Below are 17335 nucleotides of genomic sequence, written 5' to 3'. Positions count from 1 at the left end.
GCACCTGCCGACCCCGCGCGGAAGCCGCTGCCGATCCCGGTCACGCCCGCTGTTCCCCACGACGGTCTGCTCGTCCCGTGCGTGTCAGCGTTCGAGGACGAGGGCGAGTCCCTGGCCCACGCCGATGCAGAGGGTGGCCACGCCGGTGCCGGTGCCGCGGCGGGCGAGCTGGTGGGCGACGGTGCCGGCGAGGCGGGCGCCGGAGGCGCCGAGGGGGTGGCCGAGCGCGATCGCGCCGCCCTGCGGGTTGAGGATCGCCGTGTCGAACTCGGGCCACTCGGCGAGGCAGCCGAGGACCTGGGCGGCGAAGGCCTCGTTCAGCTCCAGTACGTCGAGGTCGGCGAAGGCCCGACCGGCTTTGGCCAGGGCTCGGTTGACGGCTTCGACGGGGGCGAGGCCGAAGTAGTCGGGGTCGATCGCGGACACTCCGGTCGCACAGACGCGGGCCAGCGGCTCGCGGCCGATGGCCTTCACGCCCTCCTCGTCGGCCAGCAGCAGGGCGGCGGCTCCGTCGTTGAGCGGGGAGGCGTTACCAGCCGTCACTGTGCCGTCTTTGGTACGGAAGGCCGGCTTCAGCTTCGCCATCGCGGCGAGGGATGCATCGGGGCGTACGCACTCGTCGACCGCGAACAGCTGGGGGTCGCCCTTGCGCTGCGGGACGGGGACGGCCGCCAACTCGGCTTCGAACAGGCCCTCTTCCTGGGCGGCGGCGGCCTTCTGGTGGCTGTGCAGGGCGAAACCGTCCTGCTGCTCTCGGCTGATCCCGTGCTTTTCGGCGATCAGCTCAGCCGACTCCCCCAGAGGGATGGTCCATTGCGGGTTCATCGCCGGGTTCACCATCCGCCAGCCCAGCGTGGTGGAGTACAGCTCGGCGTGCGCCGCCGGGAACGGCCGGTCGTTCTTGGGCAGCACGTAGGGGGCGCGGGTCATGGACTCGACGCCGCCGGCGATGGCGATGGAGGCGTCGCCGACGGCGATGGCGCGGGCGGCCTGGATCACGGCTTCGAGTCCGGAGGCGCACAGCCGGTTGACCGTCGCCCCGGGCACGCTGGTGGGCAGGCCGGCGAGCAGCGCCGCCATGCGGGCGACGTTGCGGTTCTCCTCGCCGGCGCCGTTGGCGTTGCCGAAGTACACGTCTTCGATACGCTTGGGATCCAACTGGGGTATGCGGGCCATAAGTTCGCGGACGACCTGGGCGGCCAGGTCGTCGGGGCGTACGGAGGCCAGGCCGCCGTTGTAGCGTCCGATCGGCGTGCGCACGGCGTCGACGATGTAAACGGGGTTCATAGCAGGCTCTCCGTGACAGTCAGCTTGGCGTCGGTCCTGGCGATGATCTCCTCGACGTCGACGGCCGGTGCGCACTCGACCAGCACAAGCCCCTCGTCGGTGACGTCGAGGACACCGAGGTCGGTGATGATCCGGTTCACGCAGCGCCTCCCGGTCAGCGGCAGCGCGCACTCGGTGAGGATCTTCGGCGAGCCGTCCTTGGCGGTGTGCGTCATGACGACGATGACCGTGCGGGCACCGTGGACCAGGTCCATGGCGCCGCCGATCCCCGTGATCATCTTTCCGGGGATCGCCCAGTTCGCCAGGTCTCCTTGCTCGGAGACCTGCATGGCACCCAGCACCGCGACGTCGATGTGGCCGCCGCGGATCATCGAGAATGACAGCGCCGAGTCGAAGAAGGAAGCACCTGGCAGGACCGTGACGGTCTCCTTCCCGGCGTTGATGAGATCCGGGTCGACCTCGTCCTCACCCGGGTAGGGGCCGGTGCCCAGGATGCCGTTCTCCGACTCCAGGATCACCTCCACCCCTGGCGGCAGGTAGTTCGGGATCAGCGTGGGCAGGCCGATGCCGAGATTGACGTACTGGCCGTCGCACAGCTCACGCGCGGCGCGGGCAGCCATCTCCTCACGAGTCCAGGCCATCAGCTGCTCACCGTCCGCCGCTCGATCTTCTTGTCCGCCGCCTGCTCCGGGGTAAGGACCAGCACTCGCTGGACGAAGATGCCGGGCAGATGCACCGCGTCCGGCTCGATCTCGCCGGGCTCGACCAGTTCCTCCACCTCCGCGATCGTGACCTTGCCGGCCATGGCCGCGAGGGGGTTGAAGTTGCGGGCGGACTTGCGGAACACCAGGTTCCCGTGCCGGTCGCCCTTCGCGGCCCGCACCAGCGCGAAATCGGTGCGGATGCCGTGCTCAAGCACGTACTCGGTGCCGTCGAAGTCCCGCACCTCCTTGGCCGGCGAGGCCAGCGCGACCCCGCCGGAGCCGTCGTAGCGCCAGGGCAGTCCGCCCTCGGCGACCTGCGTGCCCACCCCGGCCGGGGTGTAGAACGCGGGAATGCCGGCACCCCCGGCGCGCAGCCGTTCGGCGAGCGTGCCCTGCGGGATCAGCTCCACCTCGAGCTCACCGGCCAGGTACTGCCGCGCGAACTCCTTGTTCGCCCCGACATACGATCCCGTCACCCGCCCGATCCGGCCCGCCGAGAGCAGTACGGCCAGGCCCGAATCCATTGCCCCGCAGTTGTTCGAGACGACCGACAACCCGCCGACGCCCCGCTCGTACAGTGCCTGGATCAGCACGTTCGGCACGCCACTCAACCCGAAGCCACCCACGGCCAACGACGCGTCATCCGGCACATCCGCCACGGCCTCCAGGGCCGTATTAACCAATTTGTCCATATGCTTCGGATCCTCAAATGCTCGCGTGACTTTTGGAGACCTGATTCCACGGTCCGAGGCCACGGTGCACTTGGCCATCCCGCAGATCGGCGATATTGGCTGCGATCCCAGGGTTGTGCTGCCGGCCTTTGTTGCACCGAACCGGTATTTCACGTCCTTGCGGGAATGAGGTGCTGACGTGACAGGCGGGTCACCCCATACGCCACCAGCGCGAGCCCGAATACCTGCAGGGTCAGCCACCAGCCACCACGGAGCCTTTCCCCGTAGAGCGTGACACCGAGAGCCAGGCTCACCAGTGTGTCGCCGAGGGTCAGGGCCGGCTGGGAGGCGACCAGTGGTCCGGACTGCATGGCGTTCTCCAGCAGGAACAGGGCGCACACGCCGAGAGCGGCGAACGCATAGGTCTGCCATGCGGTGAAGAAGGCACTCATACCCTGGCGGCTGAGGACGACGGTCGAGGACTTCATGAGCGCGGCAGTGACGGAGTAGGAGACGGCAGCGGCCGACCCCAGGCATGCGGCGCGGCCAGGGCCGTTGGGCAGCTTGACCGCGACGCTGCACAGCACCGCCACGGCGAGCAGGCAGCAGGTTCCCACCGCCGTCCACCGGGCCGCAGGGACCCGGAGAGTGCCACCGGTCGGCGCTGCCGCGAACAGCGCCAGGCCAAGGCCGACGGCGATACTGCCTACGGGCAGCCAGCCGGCCCTGGGCAACGGGCGCCCGAAGACGACGCTCGCGAGCAGCAGCACGAACGGCAACTCCAGCATGAAGAGCGGCTGCACGATCGCCAGCGCACCGGTGGCCAGCGCGGCGCCCTGGAACATCGCCGAGAGGACGACCCCGCCTATGCCGAGCAGCCAGACCGGAGTGCGCAGCAGGTCCCACATGAGGCCGATGCGCAGAGCGTTGGACTGCGGGACGAGGGTGGCGGCCCGGCGCTGCATCACCGTTCCCAGAGCGTTGGTTGCAGCTGCCAGGAGAGCGAAGATCGGCGACAGCACGGTCAGCATCGTTGTCTCCTGTCGGCGAGGGCATTGATCGATGATCGATCGCTCTGTGTCGTTCAGGGCCCTGCGAGAAGATCTCGCGCCCTCCGGCCCGGGGCTGTCCCGGACGCCGGGTCGGAGGGCTGTCAATGGGTGTGCAATGTGCTCCTGGAACACCGATGCCCCCTGCGTGCATCCCGCCTGCCGCCGCCGTCCCGGGTGACCTCGATCACCAGCCGTGGTGAGGACTCGCGCAGTACTGTGCCGACGGCTGTCTGCGCGCTGTCGGCGATCTCTTGAGTGGCGGCCTCCTGGGGGTGGGGGCGACGGCCGGATCTCAGCCGTCGATCAGGTGCGTGCCGGACTGCGGGTACCTGGCCTGGGAAACGCACGAAAAGCGCCCGGATTCCTGGGTCTGCACGCTCCCTTGCGTGAACCCTCGCCGCCCGTCAATGCGGCCCCATCGGACGTCGTTTCGGTGAATTCGACAGGCATATGCTGCCTGGCAGACTTCCGGATGCACCATGCCAGTTCCTGGGCACCCCCGGCATCCCGCAGATGGGTGATATCCGTCGAGAGCCGGAGGCCCGCGCGCGGCGCCTGTCCCACGAACAAGGTATTTCACCGCCGGTGCTCGTTATCCCTCACGGATTCCGTTGACCCCCGTCATTCAAGCATCGAGAGTTTTGTTTCCAAGCAGACGGCGGGACTGGGGAAATACTCATGAAGACATTCGTGCATCGGGGGCAGATCACCAAGGTGGTCTTCGGCAGCGGTACGCGCAGCCGTATCCCTGAAGAGGTTGATGCCCTCGGATGCCGTCGGGTGCTCATCCTGTGCACACCCGGTCAAGCGGGCCAGGCGGCGGAGGTACACGACGTACTGGGTACGGCCGCGGTGGGGACCTTCACGCAAGCGGCTCCGCACACCCCCGTCGAGGTCACGGAGAAGGCGGTCGCGTATGCCAGAACCGTGGGAGCGGACTCGGTGCTGGCCATCGGCGGTGGCTCGACCATCGGCCTCGGCAAGGCGATCGCCCTGCGGACCGGGCTGCCACAGCTGGCGCTGCCCACCACGTACGCCGGCTCGGAGATGACGCCGATCCTCGGAGAGACCGAAGGGCGCCGGAAGACGACCCGCCGACTGCCGGAAGTGCTGCCGAAGACTGTGGTGTACGACGTCGACCTGACGTTCACGTTTCCCGCGGCGGCATCGGTGGTCAGCGGCATCAATGCGATGGCGCACGCCGTGGAGGCCCTCTACGCACAGGACCGGGACCCGCTCGCCTTCCTGATGGCCGGTGAAGCGCTCGAATCCCTCATCCGCTCCCTTCCGGTCGTCGCGCAACGTCCGGACGACCGCGAGGCGCGGGCCGACGCCCTGTACGGGGCGTGGCTGGCGGGCACGTGCCTGGGCACGGTGGGTATGGCCCTGCATCACAAGGTGTGCCATGTGCTGGGTGGCACGTTCGGGCTTCCGCACGCCGAAACCCACGCGGTCGTCCTGCCGCACGTGGTCGCCTACAACGCACCGGCGGCCCCCGAGGCCATGGCACGCATCGCCGAGGCGCTGTCGGCGGCCGACGCCGCGAGCGGCCTCTTCGACTTCGCGGGACGGCTCGCCGCCCCCAGGGCGCTGCGGGACCTCGGCATGCCGGAATCGGGCATCGAGCAGGCGGCCGAACTCATCGTGCGGGACGGCTACTGGAACCCGCGACCAGTCGAACGGACGGCGGTACGCACCCTCCTGACCCGCGCCTGGGCCGGACAGCCGCCGTGCACATCCCCCGGCGACGGACATCCCCGGACCGAGTCCGCGACCCACCACCCAACCACCACGGGAGCTCGTCATGCGTGATCTGACCAGCGACACCATCACCGAGGCCGTGATCTCGACCATGCGGAACACCAAGGACTCCCGCGTCGCCGAGATCCTGGAATCACTGGTGCGGCACCTGCACGCCTTCGTCCGCGACGTCGAACTGACGCAGGACGAATGGGCCCGGGGAGTCGACTTCCTGACGCGCACCGGGCAGACGTGCACCCCGACGCGTCAGGAGTTCATCCTGCTGTCCGACGTGCTCGGCGTCACCATGCTGGTCGACGCCCTGACCAACCGACGCCCCAGCCAGGCCACGCAGAACAGCGTGCTGGGCCCGTACTTCAGGGAGGACAGGCCGCAGCAGGAAGACGCCACCGACATCTCCGGAGGTCTGCCCGGTACCCCGCTGTTCTTCGAGGGACGGGTCGTGGACCACGAGGGAGCGCCGGTCGCAGATGCGGCGGTGGACGTCTGGCACAGCGACTCGGACGGCCACTACGACATGGAGGTGCCCGGCCTGGACGAGCCGGCCATGCGCGCGCTGTTCCGCACCGACGGGACGGGGCACTTCGGTTTCCGTTCCATTCGCCCGTCCAGCTACCCGATACCCGGTGACGGCCCGGTCGGCGAACTCATGAGCGCGACCAGCAGGTCGCTCATGCGTCCCGCCCATGTGCACCTGTTGATCGAGGCTCCGGGATTCCAGCGCGTGACCACCATGCTCTTCCCCTCGGACGACCCGCACCTGGACACCGATCCGGTGTTCGGCGTCAGGCAGTCGCTGATCGAGCGCTACGACACGTACGCGCCCGACGCCGGGCCCTACCGGGGAAGTACCGAGGTGCCGTACACCCTGGTGCGTCACACCTTCGTCCTCGAACCCCTCGTCAGGGACTGATCCCCACGGCGCCACCACGACGAGAGCCGGTCATCCATGAGGACGGCCGACGTCGAACACTCCATCACACCGCGGGGTTCGGCCCCGCATTCACGGAGGTCCTCAGATGAGTGAAACCCTCGACAAGGTCTTCGGCTTCCGCGCCACGATGAGCCGACTCGCCACAGGCGTCAGCGTGATCACCACGCGCTCGGGCAGCACGGCCATCGGCATGACGGCGAGCGCCGTCTCCGCGCTGTCCCTCGAGCCGCTCCAACTGATCGTGTGTATCGGCAACCAGCTGTACACGCGAACCGCGATCGCGGAGCACGGTCGCTTCGCCGTCAACGTCCTCGGCGAGGACAGCGAGCACCTCGCGCGGAACTTCGCCGTTTCCAAGCCGGACAAGTTCGCGGGTGTGGAGATCATCGACGACCACGGCGTGCCGGTGCTGAAGGACGCCATCGCGGCTGTCGTGTGCGATGTCGCCGCGGCACTGCCCGGCGGCGATCACACCATCTTCGTGGGCGACGTCCGCCACTTCGAACACCGGGTGGAAGGCCGGCCGCTGCTCCACTTCGGCGGAGACTTCGGCGCGCTCAGGCCTCCCTGCTAGCGCCGGTGACAGCGGCCCGACGGAGGCTGCCGTATCCCTGCCCCGGTCCACTACGGCCCCCGGCGTCCGGCTCCTGCAGGCGAGCCACGGACGCCGGGGGCTCCGCTCGTCCCGACGACTCCATCGAAGGTGCCATGACCAGCTCCGTGCCGACCTTCAAGCTGCGTCCTGCGGACCAGCCCCCGCACCCGCTGACCCGCCCCCGGCTGCTGCGCCGGCTTGACGCGTCGGCCGAGCCCGTGGTGGTGGTCTCCGCGCCCGCCGGTGCCGGAAAGACGGTGCTCCTGACCGACTGGGCGCGAAGTCTCGCAACTCGTGGCGCGTGCGCCTGGCTCAGCCTGGACGCGTACGACAACGCCCCGGGCCGGCTCTGGGGCGGCATCCTGCGGGCATTGCAGCATGTACGACCGGAACTGCCCGACCACCCCCAAAGCGGCGAGTGGACACTCGACGCGTGGCTCGAGCAGATCCTGCCGAGCCTCGTGACCGGACTGGACGGACAGGGACCGCTCGCGCTGATCCTCGACGGAGTGGAATCGATCACGGACGTCGACGCGGTCCGCAGCCTTTCGGACTTCCTGACAAGGCTTCCGCAGGGCTTTCGCGTCGTTCTGTCGACCCGTCACGTACCGGGTGGACCCGTACCGACCCTGCGCGTTCGGGGCGCGGTCGCGGAACTCGACCAGCACGACCTGGCCTTCACCTCCGAGGAGGCGCACGCCGTGCTCACCGATCTGCTCGGGTCCGCTCCGGCCCCGGACACGTCGAGCGCGCTGTACGAGGCCACCGAGGGGTGGGCGGCGGGACTGTGCATCATGGGCCGTACCCTCGCCCGCTCGTCGGACGACGCCGATACGAGGGCCGGCCTGGCCCGTGGCAGGCGAGCGGTCACCGAGTACCTGGCCACCGAAGTGCTCCACCGGCTCACCACCGAACAGCGCCGGTTCCTGCTCCGCACCAGTGTGCTCCACGAGCTGAGCGCCGGGCCGTGCCGGGCCCTCGCCGGGGACCGGGCGGGCGTACTGCTGCGTGAGCTCGCACGGACCGTCCAACTGCTCGTACCCGTCGCCGCAGATCCCTCGGCATACCGGCGTCACCGCGCACTGTCCGCGCTGCTCTGCGACCTCCTCGGATCCGAAGGGCCGGAGACCGCCGTACCGTTGCACCGATCGGCGGCTCGGTGGTACTCACGGCATGGCGAGACGACCGCGGCCGTACGGCACTGGGTGCGGGGCGGTGACGAGGCCGCCGCCGTCGCGTCGATACTCCAGGACTGGGAACAGGCGATCTCGGCAGGCCGCAGCCGGGAGGTCGCGGGGTGGCTTGAGCTCTTGCCGCCCCGCACGGTCGCCGCCGACGCAAGACTGTGCGTGGTGGCGGCGATGGCGGCCCTCTCGAGGGGCGCTCCGGAAACGGCCCGGCGCTGGCTGGACGTGGTCCGGCTCAGGGGGCCGGGAGCGGAGACGGTCGGCGAGGGCAGCACGGTGTCCGATGCGGCAGCCGTCGCCCAGGCCGTGGCCTGCTGGCTCCAGGGGGAGATCCTGACCGGCGACCGACTCGCCGAAACCGTCTTCGCCGGCACCGTCCCGTTGACTTCCTGGCGTGCCCTGGCCTGTACGGCCCGCGGTACCGCTCTGCTGTGGACCTCGCGGTACGAGGAGGCCGAGGCGCTGCTCGGCGAGGCGACCCGTGACGCGCATGCCGCCGGGCACGGCCTGACGCTCGTCCGCGCGCTGGGCCTGCGGGCGCTGTGCGCCCTGCTGGCCGGATGCCATGGGCCGGCGCGCATGCTGAGCGACGAAGCCCTGGACGCGGCCGGGGCGGCCGGCCTGCAGCGGCACTTCGTCGCGGCGCCCGCCTACATCGGCAGGGCCGGCCTGCTCCTCGATGAGGGACGGGCCGACGAGGCCGAACGGACCCTGGCCGACGCGGAAGCGGCGCTGGCGGACTCGTCCGGGACCGGCAGCGAACCCCAGATGCACGCCTGGTACCACGTCACACGGGCACGACTTGCCACTGCTCGGCACAACACGGCCGCCGCAGGGGAGGCCCGTGCGGCGGCCGAGCGGGCAGCGGCCCGGTGCGAGTCACCAGGAGTGCTCACGGATCTGCTCGGGGGAGTCGGGGAGGACACCGTCGTGCCGCTCGTCGTGTCCGGCCCCCAGGAGCTGTCGCTCGGCGAGCGCCGGGTGCTCCGCGCCCTGTGCGGTCCGCTGACACTGCGTGAGATCGCCGCCGAGTTCTATGTGTCCCACAACACCGTCAAGACACAGGTACGGGCGATCTTCCGCAAACTCGGCGCACACGACCGGAGCGCAGCGGTCGCCAGGGCCCGGGAGTGCGGCATGCTCTGACCCGGGCCCCGGCATCCTGCTACGAGGCGTTCTGACGAGAGGCGTCCTGGCGTCGGGCGTAGTCCGCCTGGGCCAGGTACGCGGTCTCCTGCTCCCCGTCGCTGCTCACGCTCTCGATGCCGCAGACCTTGCGCGCGAGGTCCGCCATGCTGCCGGTGGGGGACATCTCCGCACGTTTCATCGTGAGGCTTCGAATGGCCAGCAGGGGTGTGCCGTTGAAGTTCTCGAAGGTGCTGATGCGGTCGCCCCAGTCGGACAGGAACATGTCGCGGATCACGCGGCTGATCTTCAGCCGGTCGTGCGGCCTGCCGACCGGTCCGGTCTGCAGCGCCGCCAGCCACGGCCGCAGTTCGGGCCGCTCCCACTGCCCCTCGGTGGGATAGATGAGCGCGGCACGACCGGACAGGTCGATGAGCTCGTGGGTCAGGTCGGTGATGTGCTCGATGTAGTAGGCCCGCCCGAAGTCGAACATCAGGACGTTCGGCTTGTAGATGCCGCCGGGAGTGAAGAACCCTTCGTCCTCCGAGGCGATCACATGCGCCTTGAGCGTCTGGAGGAAGCCGGCGAACCGGGCGATCCGGGCCTGGACGGGGGGCAGTTGGTAGGTGCCGATGTGCTCGGTGATCAGCAGGGCCAGACCGAGCATCAGCTCGGCCTTCACCATGGCACGCACCAGCGAGTGGTAGTGCAGCCAGTCGAAGACGCGCTGCGGGTACAGCGAGGCGTGCTCGGGGTTGCCGATGTGGAAGACGCGGTTCCAGGGGATGAGTACGTCCTCGAACACGATGATGCTGTCCAACTCGTCACCCTGCGAGGCGAGCGGGTGCTCCACCTCCTCGCCGTCGCGGACGTTGCTCTCGCGGCAGATGATGGTGACCCCGGGGGTGTTGGGCTTCACCGCCCCGTAGATGATCTGCTCCGACACGATGCCGGGGCGGTAGAAGACGCCGATGTGGATCCAGTCCCCGAAGGCCGCGCCGGTGCTGATCGCCTTCACACCCCGCACGGTGATGCCCTCGTCCGAGGTGGCGACCACCCGCAGCGCGGGGGACTGGGCCTGTGCGGAATCGCGCGAGCGGTCCGCCTGCGGGTCGACGAAGGCCGGCGTCGCGTTGAGGTCGCCGTCCCGCATCACGTTCCAGAAGTCGAGGATCCCCCCGGTGAGGTCCCGCCCGTCGGTCCCGACGGACTGGCTGCTCCAGGGCTCGGGGTCGTCGACGTAGGTCAGCAGGACGTAGTTGTTGACGTCCGGTGTGCGCGGGATCGCACCGCCGCCCAGCTCCCGCTGCACCGTCTCCAGGTAGCGCCGCTTGCGCAGCAGGTCCTCCTTGGAGCGGTGTTGGAACCATGTCATGGACCGCCGGACACCGTCCTCGTCCACGAACGTCATGACGTCCTCAAGGTCCGGGCGGTGGTGCAGATCGTAGAAGTCGGCGATGCTCCGGGCGTACGCCCTCGTCCTGGGGTGCGTGGCCACGTTGTCGACGAGCTCGTCACCCACCCACACCGTGCGGCCGTCGTTCAGCGCCGCCAGGTATTCCTTGCCTGTACGCACGTCATGTTCCTCTCGGGGGCAACAGATCTGGACGCCCGGAACCATGCGTCGCGACGGGGTGAGCGGACGGCGCGGAACCGACAATCACCCGGGTGAAAGCGCCGGGCACACGGGAACCGGCGTTGAGGGGGATGTGGCCGTGCGGCATGCTGGCCCCATGCGCAGCACAGACCCCGCGGTCGACCGGCCCGGTGGGCGTGGGAACCAGGCCATGAACGGGCTGCGCCTCAGGGGACGGGGCCGAGAGATGACCGCTGTCCGTGAGGCCCTGGACGCGGTGCGTGGCGGACGGGGTGCCTGCGTCGTCGTGGAAGGCGCACCCGGTGTCGGCAAGAGTCGGCTGCTCGCGGAGCTGGACGATCTGGCACGGCGGTCCGGGTTCGACGTGGTGTCCGTACGGGCCGACGAACTCGACCAGTACGCCGCCGGAGCCGCCCTGCAGTCCGCCCTGCAGTCCTCCGACGGTTCCGAACGAGCGGCCGCGGCCACCGACGACCAGCGGCTGTGGCTGCTGGACAGCATCACGGACGCTCTGGAGGACCGCGCCCAGCGCGCCCCGGTGGCCGTGCTGGTGGACGATGCGCAGTGGGCGGATCCGGCCACGCTCCTGGTGCTGCGCACCCTGCCCCGGAGACTGGCGGCCTCGCGGATCCTGTGGGTGCTGGCGGTACGGTCCGAGACCGAGCGGCCGACCGTTGCCAGGGTGCGGGAGGACCTCGAACGCCTCGGAGCCCGGTGGCTGACCCTCGGCCCCCTGCCGCAGCAGGAGCTGCAGCACATCGCGGCCGACGTCCTCGGGGCCAAACCGTCACCCGGGCTGGCCCGGCTTCTGGGGGGCGTCGCGGGCAATCCGTTCCTGGCGATCGAACTGGTGCGCGCCTTCGCCGACACGGACGCCGTCAAAGTGGAGGCGGGCGTGGCGAGCCTGCTGCACGACGGCATTCCCGTCGGTTTCCGGCGGAGCGTCGCCGCGCGTCTGGACCGGCTCCCGGAGGATGCCGTGCGCCTGCTCCAGATCGGGTCCGTCCTCGGCCGGGAGTTCGATCTCGGTACGGCCGCCCGCATGCTCGGCAGGCAGGCCGGCAGCCTGCTGTCGGGCGTCGAGGCGGCGCTGAACGCCGGTCTGCTCTCCGGCGACGGGCCGCGACTGGCGTTCCGCCACGACCTCATGCGGCAGGCCGTCCACGAGAATCTGGCGCCGGCCGTACGGACCGCTCTGCACCGGGAGGCCGCCGACATTCTGCGGGGCATCGGGGCACGATCGGCCGAGGTGGCCTGGCACGTCGTCCTGTCGGGCGGACCGGTCGACGACGACGCCGTGACCACATTGACCACCGCGGTACGGGAACTGTCCTCGTCGGCCCCTGACGCGGCCGCGGACCTGGCCCAGCAGATCGCCGGACTGCTGCCCCTGCACGACCGGCGGCGCATCGCCCTGCTGACCGACGCCGCGGAGTACCTCGGCCGGACCCGCCGGGTGCACCAGGCGCTCGACCTGGTCGACGCCACCCTGTCGGACCGGCTGGAGCCGCTCCAGGAGGCGCGTCTGCGCCTGGTGGCCGCCGAGATCCACCAGGCCGCGGGGGACGACGCCGCCGCGATGACGCATCTCCAGCAGGCTCTGGCCCTTCCCGGGCTGTCGGCCGACCTGCGGGTCCGGCTGCTCAAGACCAAGGCGACGGGCCACGTGTACCTCGGGGACATCACCGCTGCCGAGCAGACCGACATCGGACTGGTCGAAGCCTCCTACCGCAGCGAGGACCCGGCCGTCGTCGTCAGCGCCATGGTGTTCCAGTCGCAGACGTTCTTCTACCGTGGGCGTCTCGCCCGCGCCCTCGAGCTCGCCGAGGAGGCCACGGCACGCGCCGCCGGCGCGGAGTCCGGCGTACTCTACCTGCGGCCTCCGCGGATTCCCGCGCTGTGGCTGGCCACGGTGCTGACCGCCACCGACCGGCTCGCGGACACCGAGCGGGTGCTGCGGGAGGGGCAGCGCGAAGCGGAGGCGCTGGGCCTGGGCTGGTCACTTCCCCACTGGCATGCGAGCCGTGCCTGCGCGCTGTTCGAACAGGGGGCGCTGGACGACGCGGCGGTGGAGGCCGAGTCCAGTCTGATGGTGGCCGACGAACTCGAGATCACCCAGCTGAATCCCCAGGCCCTCTCTGTGCTGGCATTGGTGGAGATCAGACGCGGTGACCTCGCCAAAGCCAGGGACCATCTCCGCGCCGCCGAAGCCGGATCCGGCACAAGCACCCAGCGGTTCGGCCTGTGGGTGTCGCTCGCACGCGCCTGCCTGGCCGACGCGGAGGGCCGGGACGCCGCAGCGGCAGCGGCGCTGGGCGGCAGCTTCGCGGACGCCGAGCCGACACAGCTGCTTGCGGTGCCGCCGTCCCACTGGCCCGGGATCGCGCGCATGGCGCTCCGCGGCGGGGACCTGTCGCTCGCGCAGGCCGTGTCCGGCGCATTGCGCACCCTGGCCGCACAGGACGGCGGCCAGCAGATCGTCGGGACCGTCCGTGCCCATGTGGACGGCCTGCTCCACAACGACCGGGGTGCACTTGCGTCTGCCGTCACCGGTTACCGGAGCACCGGCAGGCGGCTGGCCCTGGCCGCGGTCTGCGAGGACCTCGGGGATCTCGTGGCCGCGTCGGGCGACAGCACGTCGGCGATCCCGTATTTCGAAGAGGCGGGTGAGCTGGCGTCGGCTTGCGGAGCCCTGCGCGATTACGAACGGATCATGCGGCGCCTCAGACAGTTCGGCGTGTGCACAGCTGCCCCACGGCACCACACGACCGGCGCACCGGGATGGGAGAGCCTGACCGAGTCCGAGCGGAAGCTCATTCCGCTCGTCGTGGAGGGCCTGACCAACCGGGCCATCGCCGACCGGCTCTACGTGTCTGTGCACACCGTCAACACGCATATGAAGCACATCTTCACCAAGCTCGGCATCAACACACGAGTCGAACTGACCCGGCTGGCGATCGAACGGGGCGGCATCGCCGACGGGGCGGACTGAGTGGCGCCTGCGGCGGCGGGGCGCGGCGGCGAGGATCCCGTGAATGGGCGATGCAGGCGCCTGACGTACGGGTGATGCTGGTCGCGACGGTGCCACAGGCACGGCGCCGTCAGCGATCCGATCACATGCGGACGGCTGAGCCCGGAGACCGACCGGGTCGTTCCCCTGGCGCAGACCGGGCCGCGTACCAGGCGCTCGAGAAGGAGTACCGGCGTGGGAGGACTTTCCCCCGTGTCGCGGACGGATGGTCAACCGCGGCCCGCGTCATTCGGCACCGGCACGTGGATGTGGGCCGCCTTCCGCCCATGGCGGCTCTCGCTGCGCTGGCCAGCCTGTTGCTCGCGCGGCGCTGTTCCGGTCCCCTCCTGTGGGGGCTCGTCGGGACGACCACGACGGCTGTCTATCTGCTTGCTGTCAGCGCCCAGTTCCTCTGTTTCTCAGTTCGCCGAATCACCTAGATGCCAAAGCCGCACACGCAGTAAGAGGTTCACCATGTCACTCGCACTCGACCCCGCAGCCCAGGACCTTCTGTTCCGGGAGGCTCGTACCGCCAACACCTTCACCGACGACCCGGTGACGGACGACCAGGTGAAGGCCATCTACGAACTGGTCAAGTACGGTCCCACCAGCATGAACCAGCAGCCGATGCGGATCGTGCTGGTTCGTTCCGCCGAGGCGCGTGAACGCCTGACCGGACACCTGTCCGAGGGAAACCGTAAGAAGACCGCGGCCGCCCCTCTCGTCGCCATCCTTGCCGCGGACAATGAGTTCCACGAGGAACTGCCGAGCCAGTTCCCCCACTTCCCGCAGGCAAGGGATCTCTTCGCCGAGCGTGCGGTGCGTGAGCGTTCCGCAAGGCTCAACGCGCTCCTCCAGGTCGGCTACTTCATCATCGGCGTCCGCGCGGCCGGCCTGGCCGCGGGACCGATGACCGGCTTCGACGCCGAGGGCATCGACAAGGAGTTCTTCAGCGACGGCGAGCATTCGGTTCTCGCCGTCGTCAACATCGGCAGGCCGGGCGAGAATGCCTGGTTCCCGCGCTCCCCACGCCTGACGTACGCCCAAGTAGTCACGACCGTCTGATCCACTGCCAGGCATCTGAGCTCCGGAACCCCTCCGGTCATCCACGCGTCCGCAGGCCCGGGGGGAGGGTCTCCCCCTCCGGGACCGGTTCCGTCGAGCTCCCGGCGGTGTCGCCGACGGCGGTGTGCGCGGGCGGCCATGGCAGCAGGGCGATCAGGGAGTGTGCCCGGTGGATGAGGAAGGCGGCGAGCGGCAGTTCGGTGGCCAGGGCAAGGCCCCCCGCCATCCAGACGTCCTCAGTTCCGACATCGAGCGAGATGTCGAACCAGGTGTCGCAGATCAGCAGGACTGCTGTGGCGTGCGCGTACAGAATGACCGAACGGCTGCGCCGCCAGGCCAGGAACGCCGTGGACGCCAACGCCATGATGAGCAGCACGTCGAATCCGACCCAGGTCAGGCGCCACTCGTGCACGTCGTGGGACGACGGCAGCGTCAGCCCCAGCATCACGGTCCAGGGTATGAGACAGGCGGCGCACGTGGCGAGCAGCTCAGCGGTGTGCCTCCTGCGGCGGTCCGGCGCGAGGCCGCGGTGGCCGGTATGTTCCTTGGTCACTTGTGGTCCGTCCTCGCGCACTTCCTCCGACACCGGCAGGTTTCCCGGATTCCACATGGGCACAGCCGTATACGTCGTTCCGGATATTCCCGCGGTGTGCCACCGAACCTCTCGGGCCGCGGGCGATGCCGGTGTCACCCACTACGGGCGTGCCAACCCGAACGTCTTCAGCTGCTCCCAGATCCACGGGTAGAAGCGGTCGTACCTGGAACAGTCCCAGACGTGTCCGCGATGTCCGTCGTGGTGCCCACCGACGGTTCCCGTCTCGGCCACCGCACCCGCTCGCGCAGGGACGCGCGCGTCGGCCGGAAGAGCAGCCGCGTTCGCGGAACCCCCGGCGACGAGGAGGGCGCCTCCAGCGAATGCCAGAGCGGCGGCGGTGGTCGCTATACGCCGTACGAGCTTGTTCTTGGTGCGCAAAACAATCATTCCCTTGTTTCCGGAGAGTAGAAACTGCCAACGCGGCCAGTTTCGATCAGGAAGGTGCGTAGCGCATCGCATGATCTGGTGATTGACTGCTGCCCAGGTGGCGCCATGCTGCAGGTATGTATTGTGGGCTTGAGTCGAGACCTGATAGTCACATGAATCGCTAGATTGTGCGATGTTCTCAGTTCCTTTCCGGTCCACTCTGCCCAGAGAGCTGATACCGCTCGAGTTTTCTTGACTCGGCGGTCGTCTGCCGAGGAAAAGTGGCACACGAAACCAGATCGGGGTCGGGAGCGTGGAGGGCCGGGATGTCCAGGCGCAGTAGCAAAATCGAGTTCGTAGGCTCGCAGGGTGTCCCGCTCGTGGCGCGCCTGGATCTGCCGGAGGGGACGCCTTGGGCGTACGCCGTATTCGCCCCCTGCTTCACATGCGGCAAGGACTGGTTGGCGGCCGCTCGGATCTGCCGGGAGCTGGCCGAACGCGGAATCGCGGTCCTCAGCGTGGACTTCACCGGCATCGGTGAGTCCGGGGGTGACTTCGCCGACAGTACATTCAGCTCCGATGTGGACGATCTCGTGCGCGCCGCCGACCACTTGCGTGAGAACTCCACGGCACCGTCGCTCCTCATCGGGCATTCGCTGGGCGGCGCAGCCGTGCTGGCCGCCGCGCACCGGATACCCGAGACGGCGGCGGTGGCCACGATCGGTGCGCCTGCGGAGCCGGAGCACGTCGTGCACACTTTCGGCGGCAGGCGGGAGGAGATCGAGCGGAACGGGGAGTCCGAGGTGAGTCTCGGAGGCCGCGTATTCCACATCCGTCGGGAGTTCCTCGACGACATCTCCGCGCAGCCTCAGGCCGAGCGCATCCGCCGACTGCGTCACGCGCTCCTGGTGTTGCACTCGCCGATCGACGAGACGGTAGGTGTGGAGAACGCCCAGCGGATCCTCGACGCAGCACGGCACCCCAAGTCCTTTGTCGCGATCGATGGCGCCGACCATCTGCTCACCGATCGTGCCGACGCCCGCTATGTCGCGACGCTGCTGGCCGCATGGGCCGGCCGTTACGCGCGCGGTTCGGTCCAGGCCGGGTCGGCGTGACGGAATTCGCATACCCCGAGCCGATAGGACTTCCGTGCGCCGAATGTGCCGTATATCGCATCATGCAGACATTGTGACGCTACTGGGACAGGAGTAGGTTTCGCACGTGATTAGAATTGTATCGATCGCATTTATCGGAGTCCTTGCAGTCGCATTCGGATCCTTCGCGGCGACCGTGAGCCTTTTCCAACCTCGTGGTGAGGGTGGCTGCTTGGTCGCGGAGGTCTGTACAACGCAGTGAAGCTCCCGGTAGACGGGTTCACGACCAAGA

General features: G+C 69.2%; 14 protein-coding genes. 7 read left to right on the top strand and 7 right to left on the bottom strand.

From position 1 onward, the window contains the following. Positions 1-84: 84 nt before the first annotated feature. From ACH47Z_RS41705 to ACH47Z_RS41690, 4 genes are all read right to left on the bottom strand, one after another. On the bottom strand, positions 85-1287 hold the full coding sequence (locus tag ACH47Z_RS41705; protein ID WP_399084081.1) for a thiolase family protein: 1203 nt from the start codon (positions 1285-1287) through the stop codon (positions 85-87). Continuing rightward, positions 1284-1928, bottom strand: coding sequence for a CoA transferase subunit B (locus ACH47Z_RS41700; protein WP_399084078.1), 645 nt, complete (start codon positions 1926-1928; stop codon positions 1284-1286). Before ACH47Z_RS41700 ends, ACH47Z_RS41705 begins: the two co-directional genes overlap by 4 nt. Further along, on the bottom strand, positions 1928-2683 hold the full coding sequence (locus ACH47Z_RS41695) for a CoA transferase subunit A (RefSeq protein WP_234518365.1): 756 nt from the start codon (positions 2681-2683) through the stop codon (positions 1928-1930). The genes ACH47Z_RS41700 and ACH47Z_RS41695 overlap by 1 nt, the downstream gene beginning before the upstream one ends. A gap of 149 nt (positions 2684-2832) precedes the next feature. Next, positions 2833-3693, bottom strand: a complete 861-nt coding sequence (locus tag ACH47Z_RS41690) for a DMT family transporter (RefSeq protein ID WP_399084074.1) — start codon at positions 3691-3693, stop codon at positions 2833-2835. A 699-nt stretch (positions 3694-4392) separates the two neighbouring features. Here ACH47Z_RS41690 and ACH47Z_RS41685 point away from each other — a divergent pair. From ACH47Z_RS41685 to ACH47Z_RS41670, 4 genes are all read left to right on the top strand, one after another. Beyond that, positions 4393-5526: a maleylacetate reductase gene (locus tag ACH47Z_RS41685; protein WP_399084072.1), complete on the top strand. Its 1134-nt coding sequence runs from the start codon at positions 4393-4395 to the stop codon at positions 5524-5526. Continuing rightward, the gene (locus ACH47Z_RS41680) at positions 5519-6388 is read left to right on the top strand and encodes a dioxygenase (RefSeq protein ID WP_399084069.1); all 870 of its coding nucleotides are present in this window, start codon (positions 5519-5521) and stop codon (positions 6386-6388) included. Before ACH47Z_RS41685 ends, ACH47Z_RS41680 begins: the two co-directional genes overlap by 8 nt. 106 nt (positions 6389-6494) lie before the next feature. Beyond that, positions 6495-6983, top strand: coding sequence for a flavin reductase family protein (locus tag ACH47Z_RS41675; RefSeq protein ID WP_399084066.1), 489 nt, complete (start codon positions 6495-6497; stop codon positions 6981-6983). A gap of 134 nt (positions 6984-7117) precedes the next feature. Beyond that, entirely contained in the window at positions 7118-9337 is a 2220-nt protein-coding gene (locus ACH47Z_RS41670; RefSeq protein ID WP_399084063.1) for a LuxR C-terminal-related transcriptional regulator, read from the top strand. Positions 9338-9356: 19 nt separating this feature from the next. Here the strand turns inward: ACH47Z_RS41670 and ACH47Z_RS41665 are convergent, their stop codons facing one another. Next, a complete protein-coding gene (locus tag ACH47Z_RS41665; protein ID WP_399084060.1) occupies positions 9357-10892 on the bottom strand; it encodes a 4-hydroxyphenylacetate 3-hydroxylase family protein in 1536 nt (511 codons plus the stop codon). A gap of 157 nt (positions 10893-11049) precedes the next feature. Here ACH47Z_RS41665 and ACH47Z_RS41660 point away from each other — a divergent pair, with 157 nt between their 5' ends. After that, positions 11050-13905, top strand: coding sequence for an AAA family ATPase (locus ACH47Z_RS41660; RefSeq protein ID WP_399084057.1), 2856 nt, complete (start codon positions 11050-11052; stop codon positions 13903-13905). Between the two features lie 492 nt (positions 13906-14397). Further along, positions 14398-14988, top strand: a complete 591-nt coding sequence (locus ACH47Z_RS41655; protein WP_399084054.1) for a malonic semialdehyde reductase — start codon at positions 14398-14400, stop codon at positions 14986-14988. Between the two features lie 37 nt (positions 14989-15025). Here the strand turns inward: ACH47Z_RS41655 and ACH47Z_RS41650 are convergent, their stop codons facing one another. Next, the gene (locus tag ACH47Z_RS41650; RefSeq protein ID WP_399084051.1) at positions 15026-15541 is read right to left on the bottom strand and encodes a hypothetical protein; all 516 of its coding nucleotides are present in this window, start codon (positions 15539-15541) and stop codon (positions 15026-15028) included. Positions 15542-15682: 141 nt separating this feature from the next. After that, on the bottom strand, positions 15683-15961 hold the full coding sequence (locus tag ACH47Z_RS41645; RefSeq protein WP_399084048.1) for a hypothetical protein: 279 nt from the start codon (positions 15959-15961) through the stop codon (positions 15683-15685). 368 nt (positions 15962-16329) lie between these two features. On the opposite strand from ACH47Z_RS41645, the gene ACH47Z_RS41640 reads away from it, so the two are divergent. Continuing rightward, the gene (locus tag ACH47Z_RS41640) at positions 16330-17064 is read left to right on the top strand and encodes an alpha/beta hydrolase family protein (protein WP_399084045.1); all 735 of its coding nucleotides are present in this window, start codon (positions 16330-16332) and stop codon (positions 17062-17064) included. Positions 17065-17335 lie beyond the last annotated feature (271 nt).

It is taken from the genome of Streptomyces sp. NPDC020192, assembly GCF_044388685.1.
Lineage (GTDB): Bacteria > Actinomycetota > Actinomycetes > Streptomycetales > Streptomycetaceae > Streptomyces.
This window is presented reverse-complemented; position numbering and strand designations above follow the sequence as displayed.

Excerpts from the sequence above, each read along its gene's own strand:
- ACH47Z_RS41685 (WP_399084072.1), top strand. The coding sequence starts at position 4,393 with ATGAAGACATTCGTGCATCGGGGGCAGATCACCAAGGTGGTCTTCGGC.
- ACH47Z_RS41655 (WP_399084054.1), top strand. The coding sequence starts at position 14,398 with ATGTCACTCGCACTCGACCCCGCAGCCCAGGACCTTCTGTTCCGGGAG.
- ACH47Z_RS41690 (WP_399084074.1), bottom strand. The coding sequence starts at position 3,693 with ATGCTGACCGTGCTGTCGCCGATCTTCGCTCTCCTGGCAGCTGCAACC.
- ACH47Z_RS41705 (WP_399084081.1), bottom strand. The coding sequence starts at position 1,287 with ATGAACCCCGTTTACATCGTCGACGCCGTGCGCACGCCGATCGGACGC.
- ACH47Z_RS41680 (WP_399084069.1), top strand. The coding sequence starts at position 5,519 with ATGCGTGATCTGACCAGCGACACCATCACCGAGGCCGTGATCTCGACC.
- ACH47Z_RS41670 (WP_399084063.1), top strand. The coding sequence starts at position 7,118 with ATGACCAGCTCCGTGCCGACCTTCAAGCTGCGTCCTGCGGACCAGCCC.
- ACH47Z_RS41660 (WP_399084057.1), top strand. The coding sequence starts at position 11,050 with ATGCGCAGCACAGACCCCGCGGTCGACCGGCCCGGTGGGCGTGGGAAC.
- ACH47Z_RS41700 (WP_399084078.1), bottom strand. The coding sequence starts at position 1,928 with ATGGCCTGGACTCGTGAGGAGATGGCTGCCCGCGCCGCGCGTGAGCTG.
- ACH47Z_RS41695 (WP_234518365.1), bottom strand. The coding sequence starts at position 2,683 with ATGGACAAATTGGTTAATACGGCCCTGGAGGCCGTGGCGGATGTGCCG.
- ACH47Z_RS41675 (WP_399084066.1), top strand. The coding sequence starts at position 6,495 with ATGAGTGAAACCCTCGACAAGGTCTTCGGCTTCCGCGCCACGATGAGC.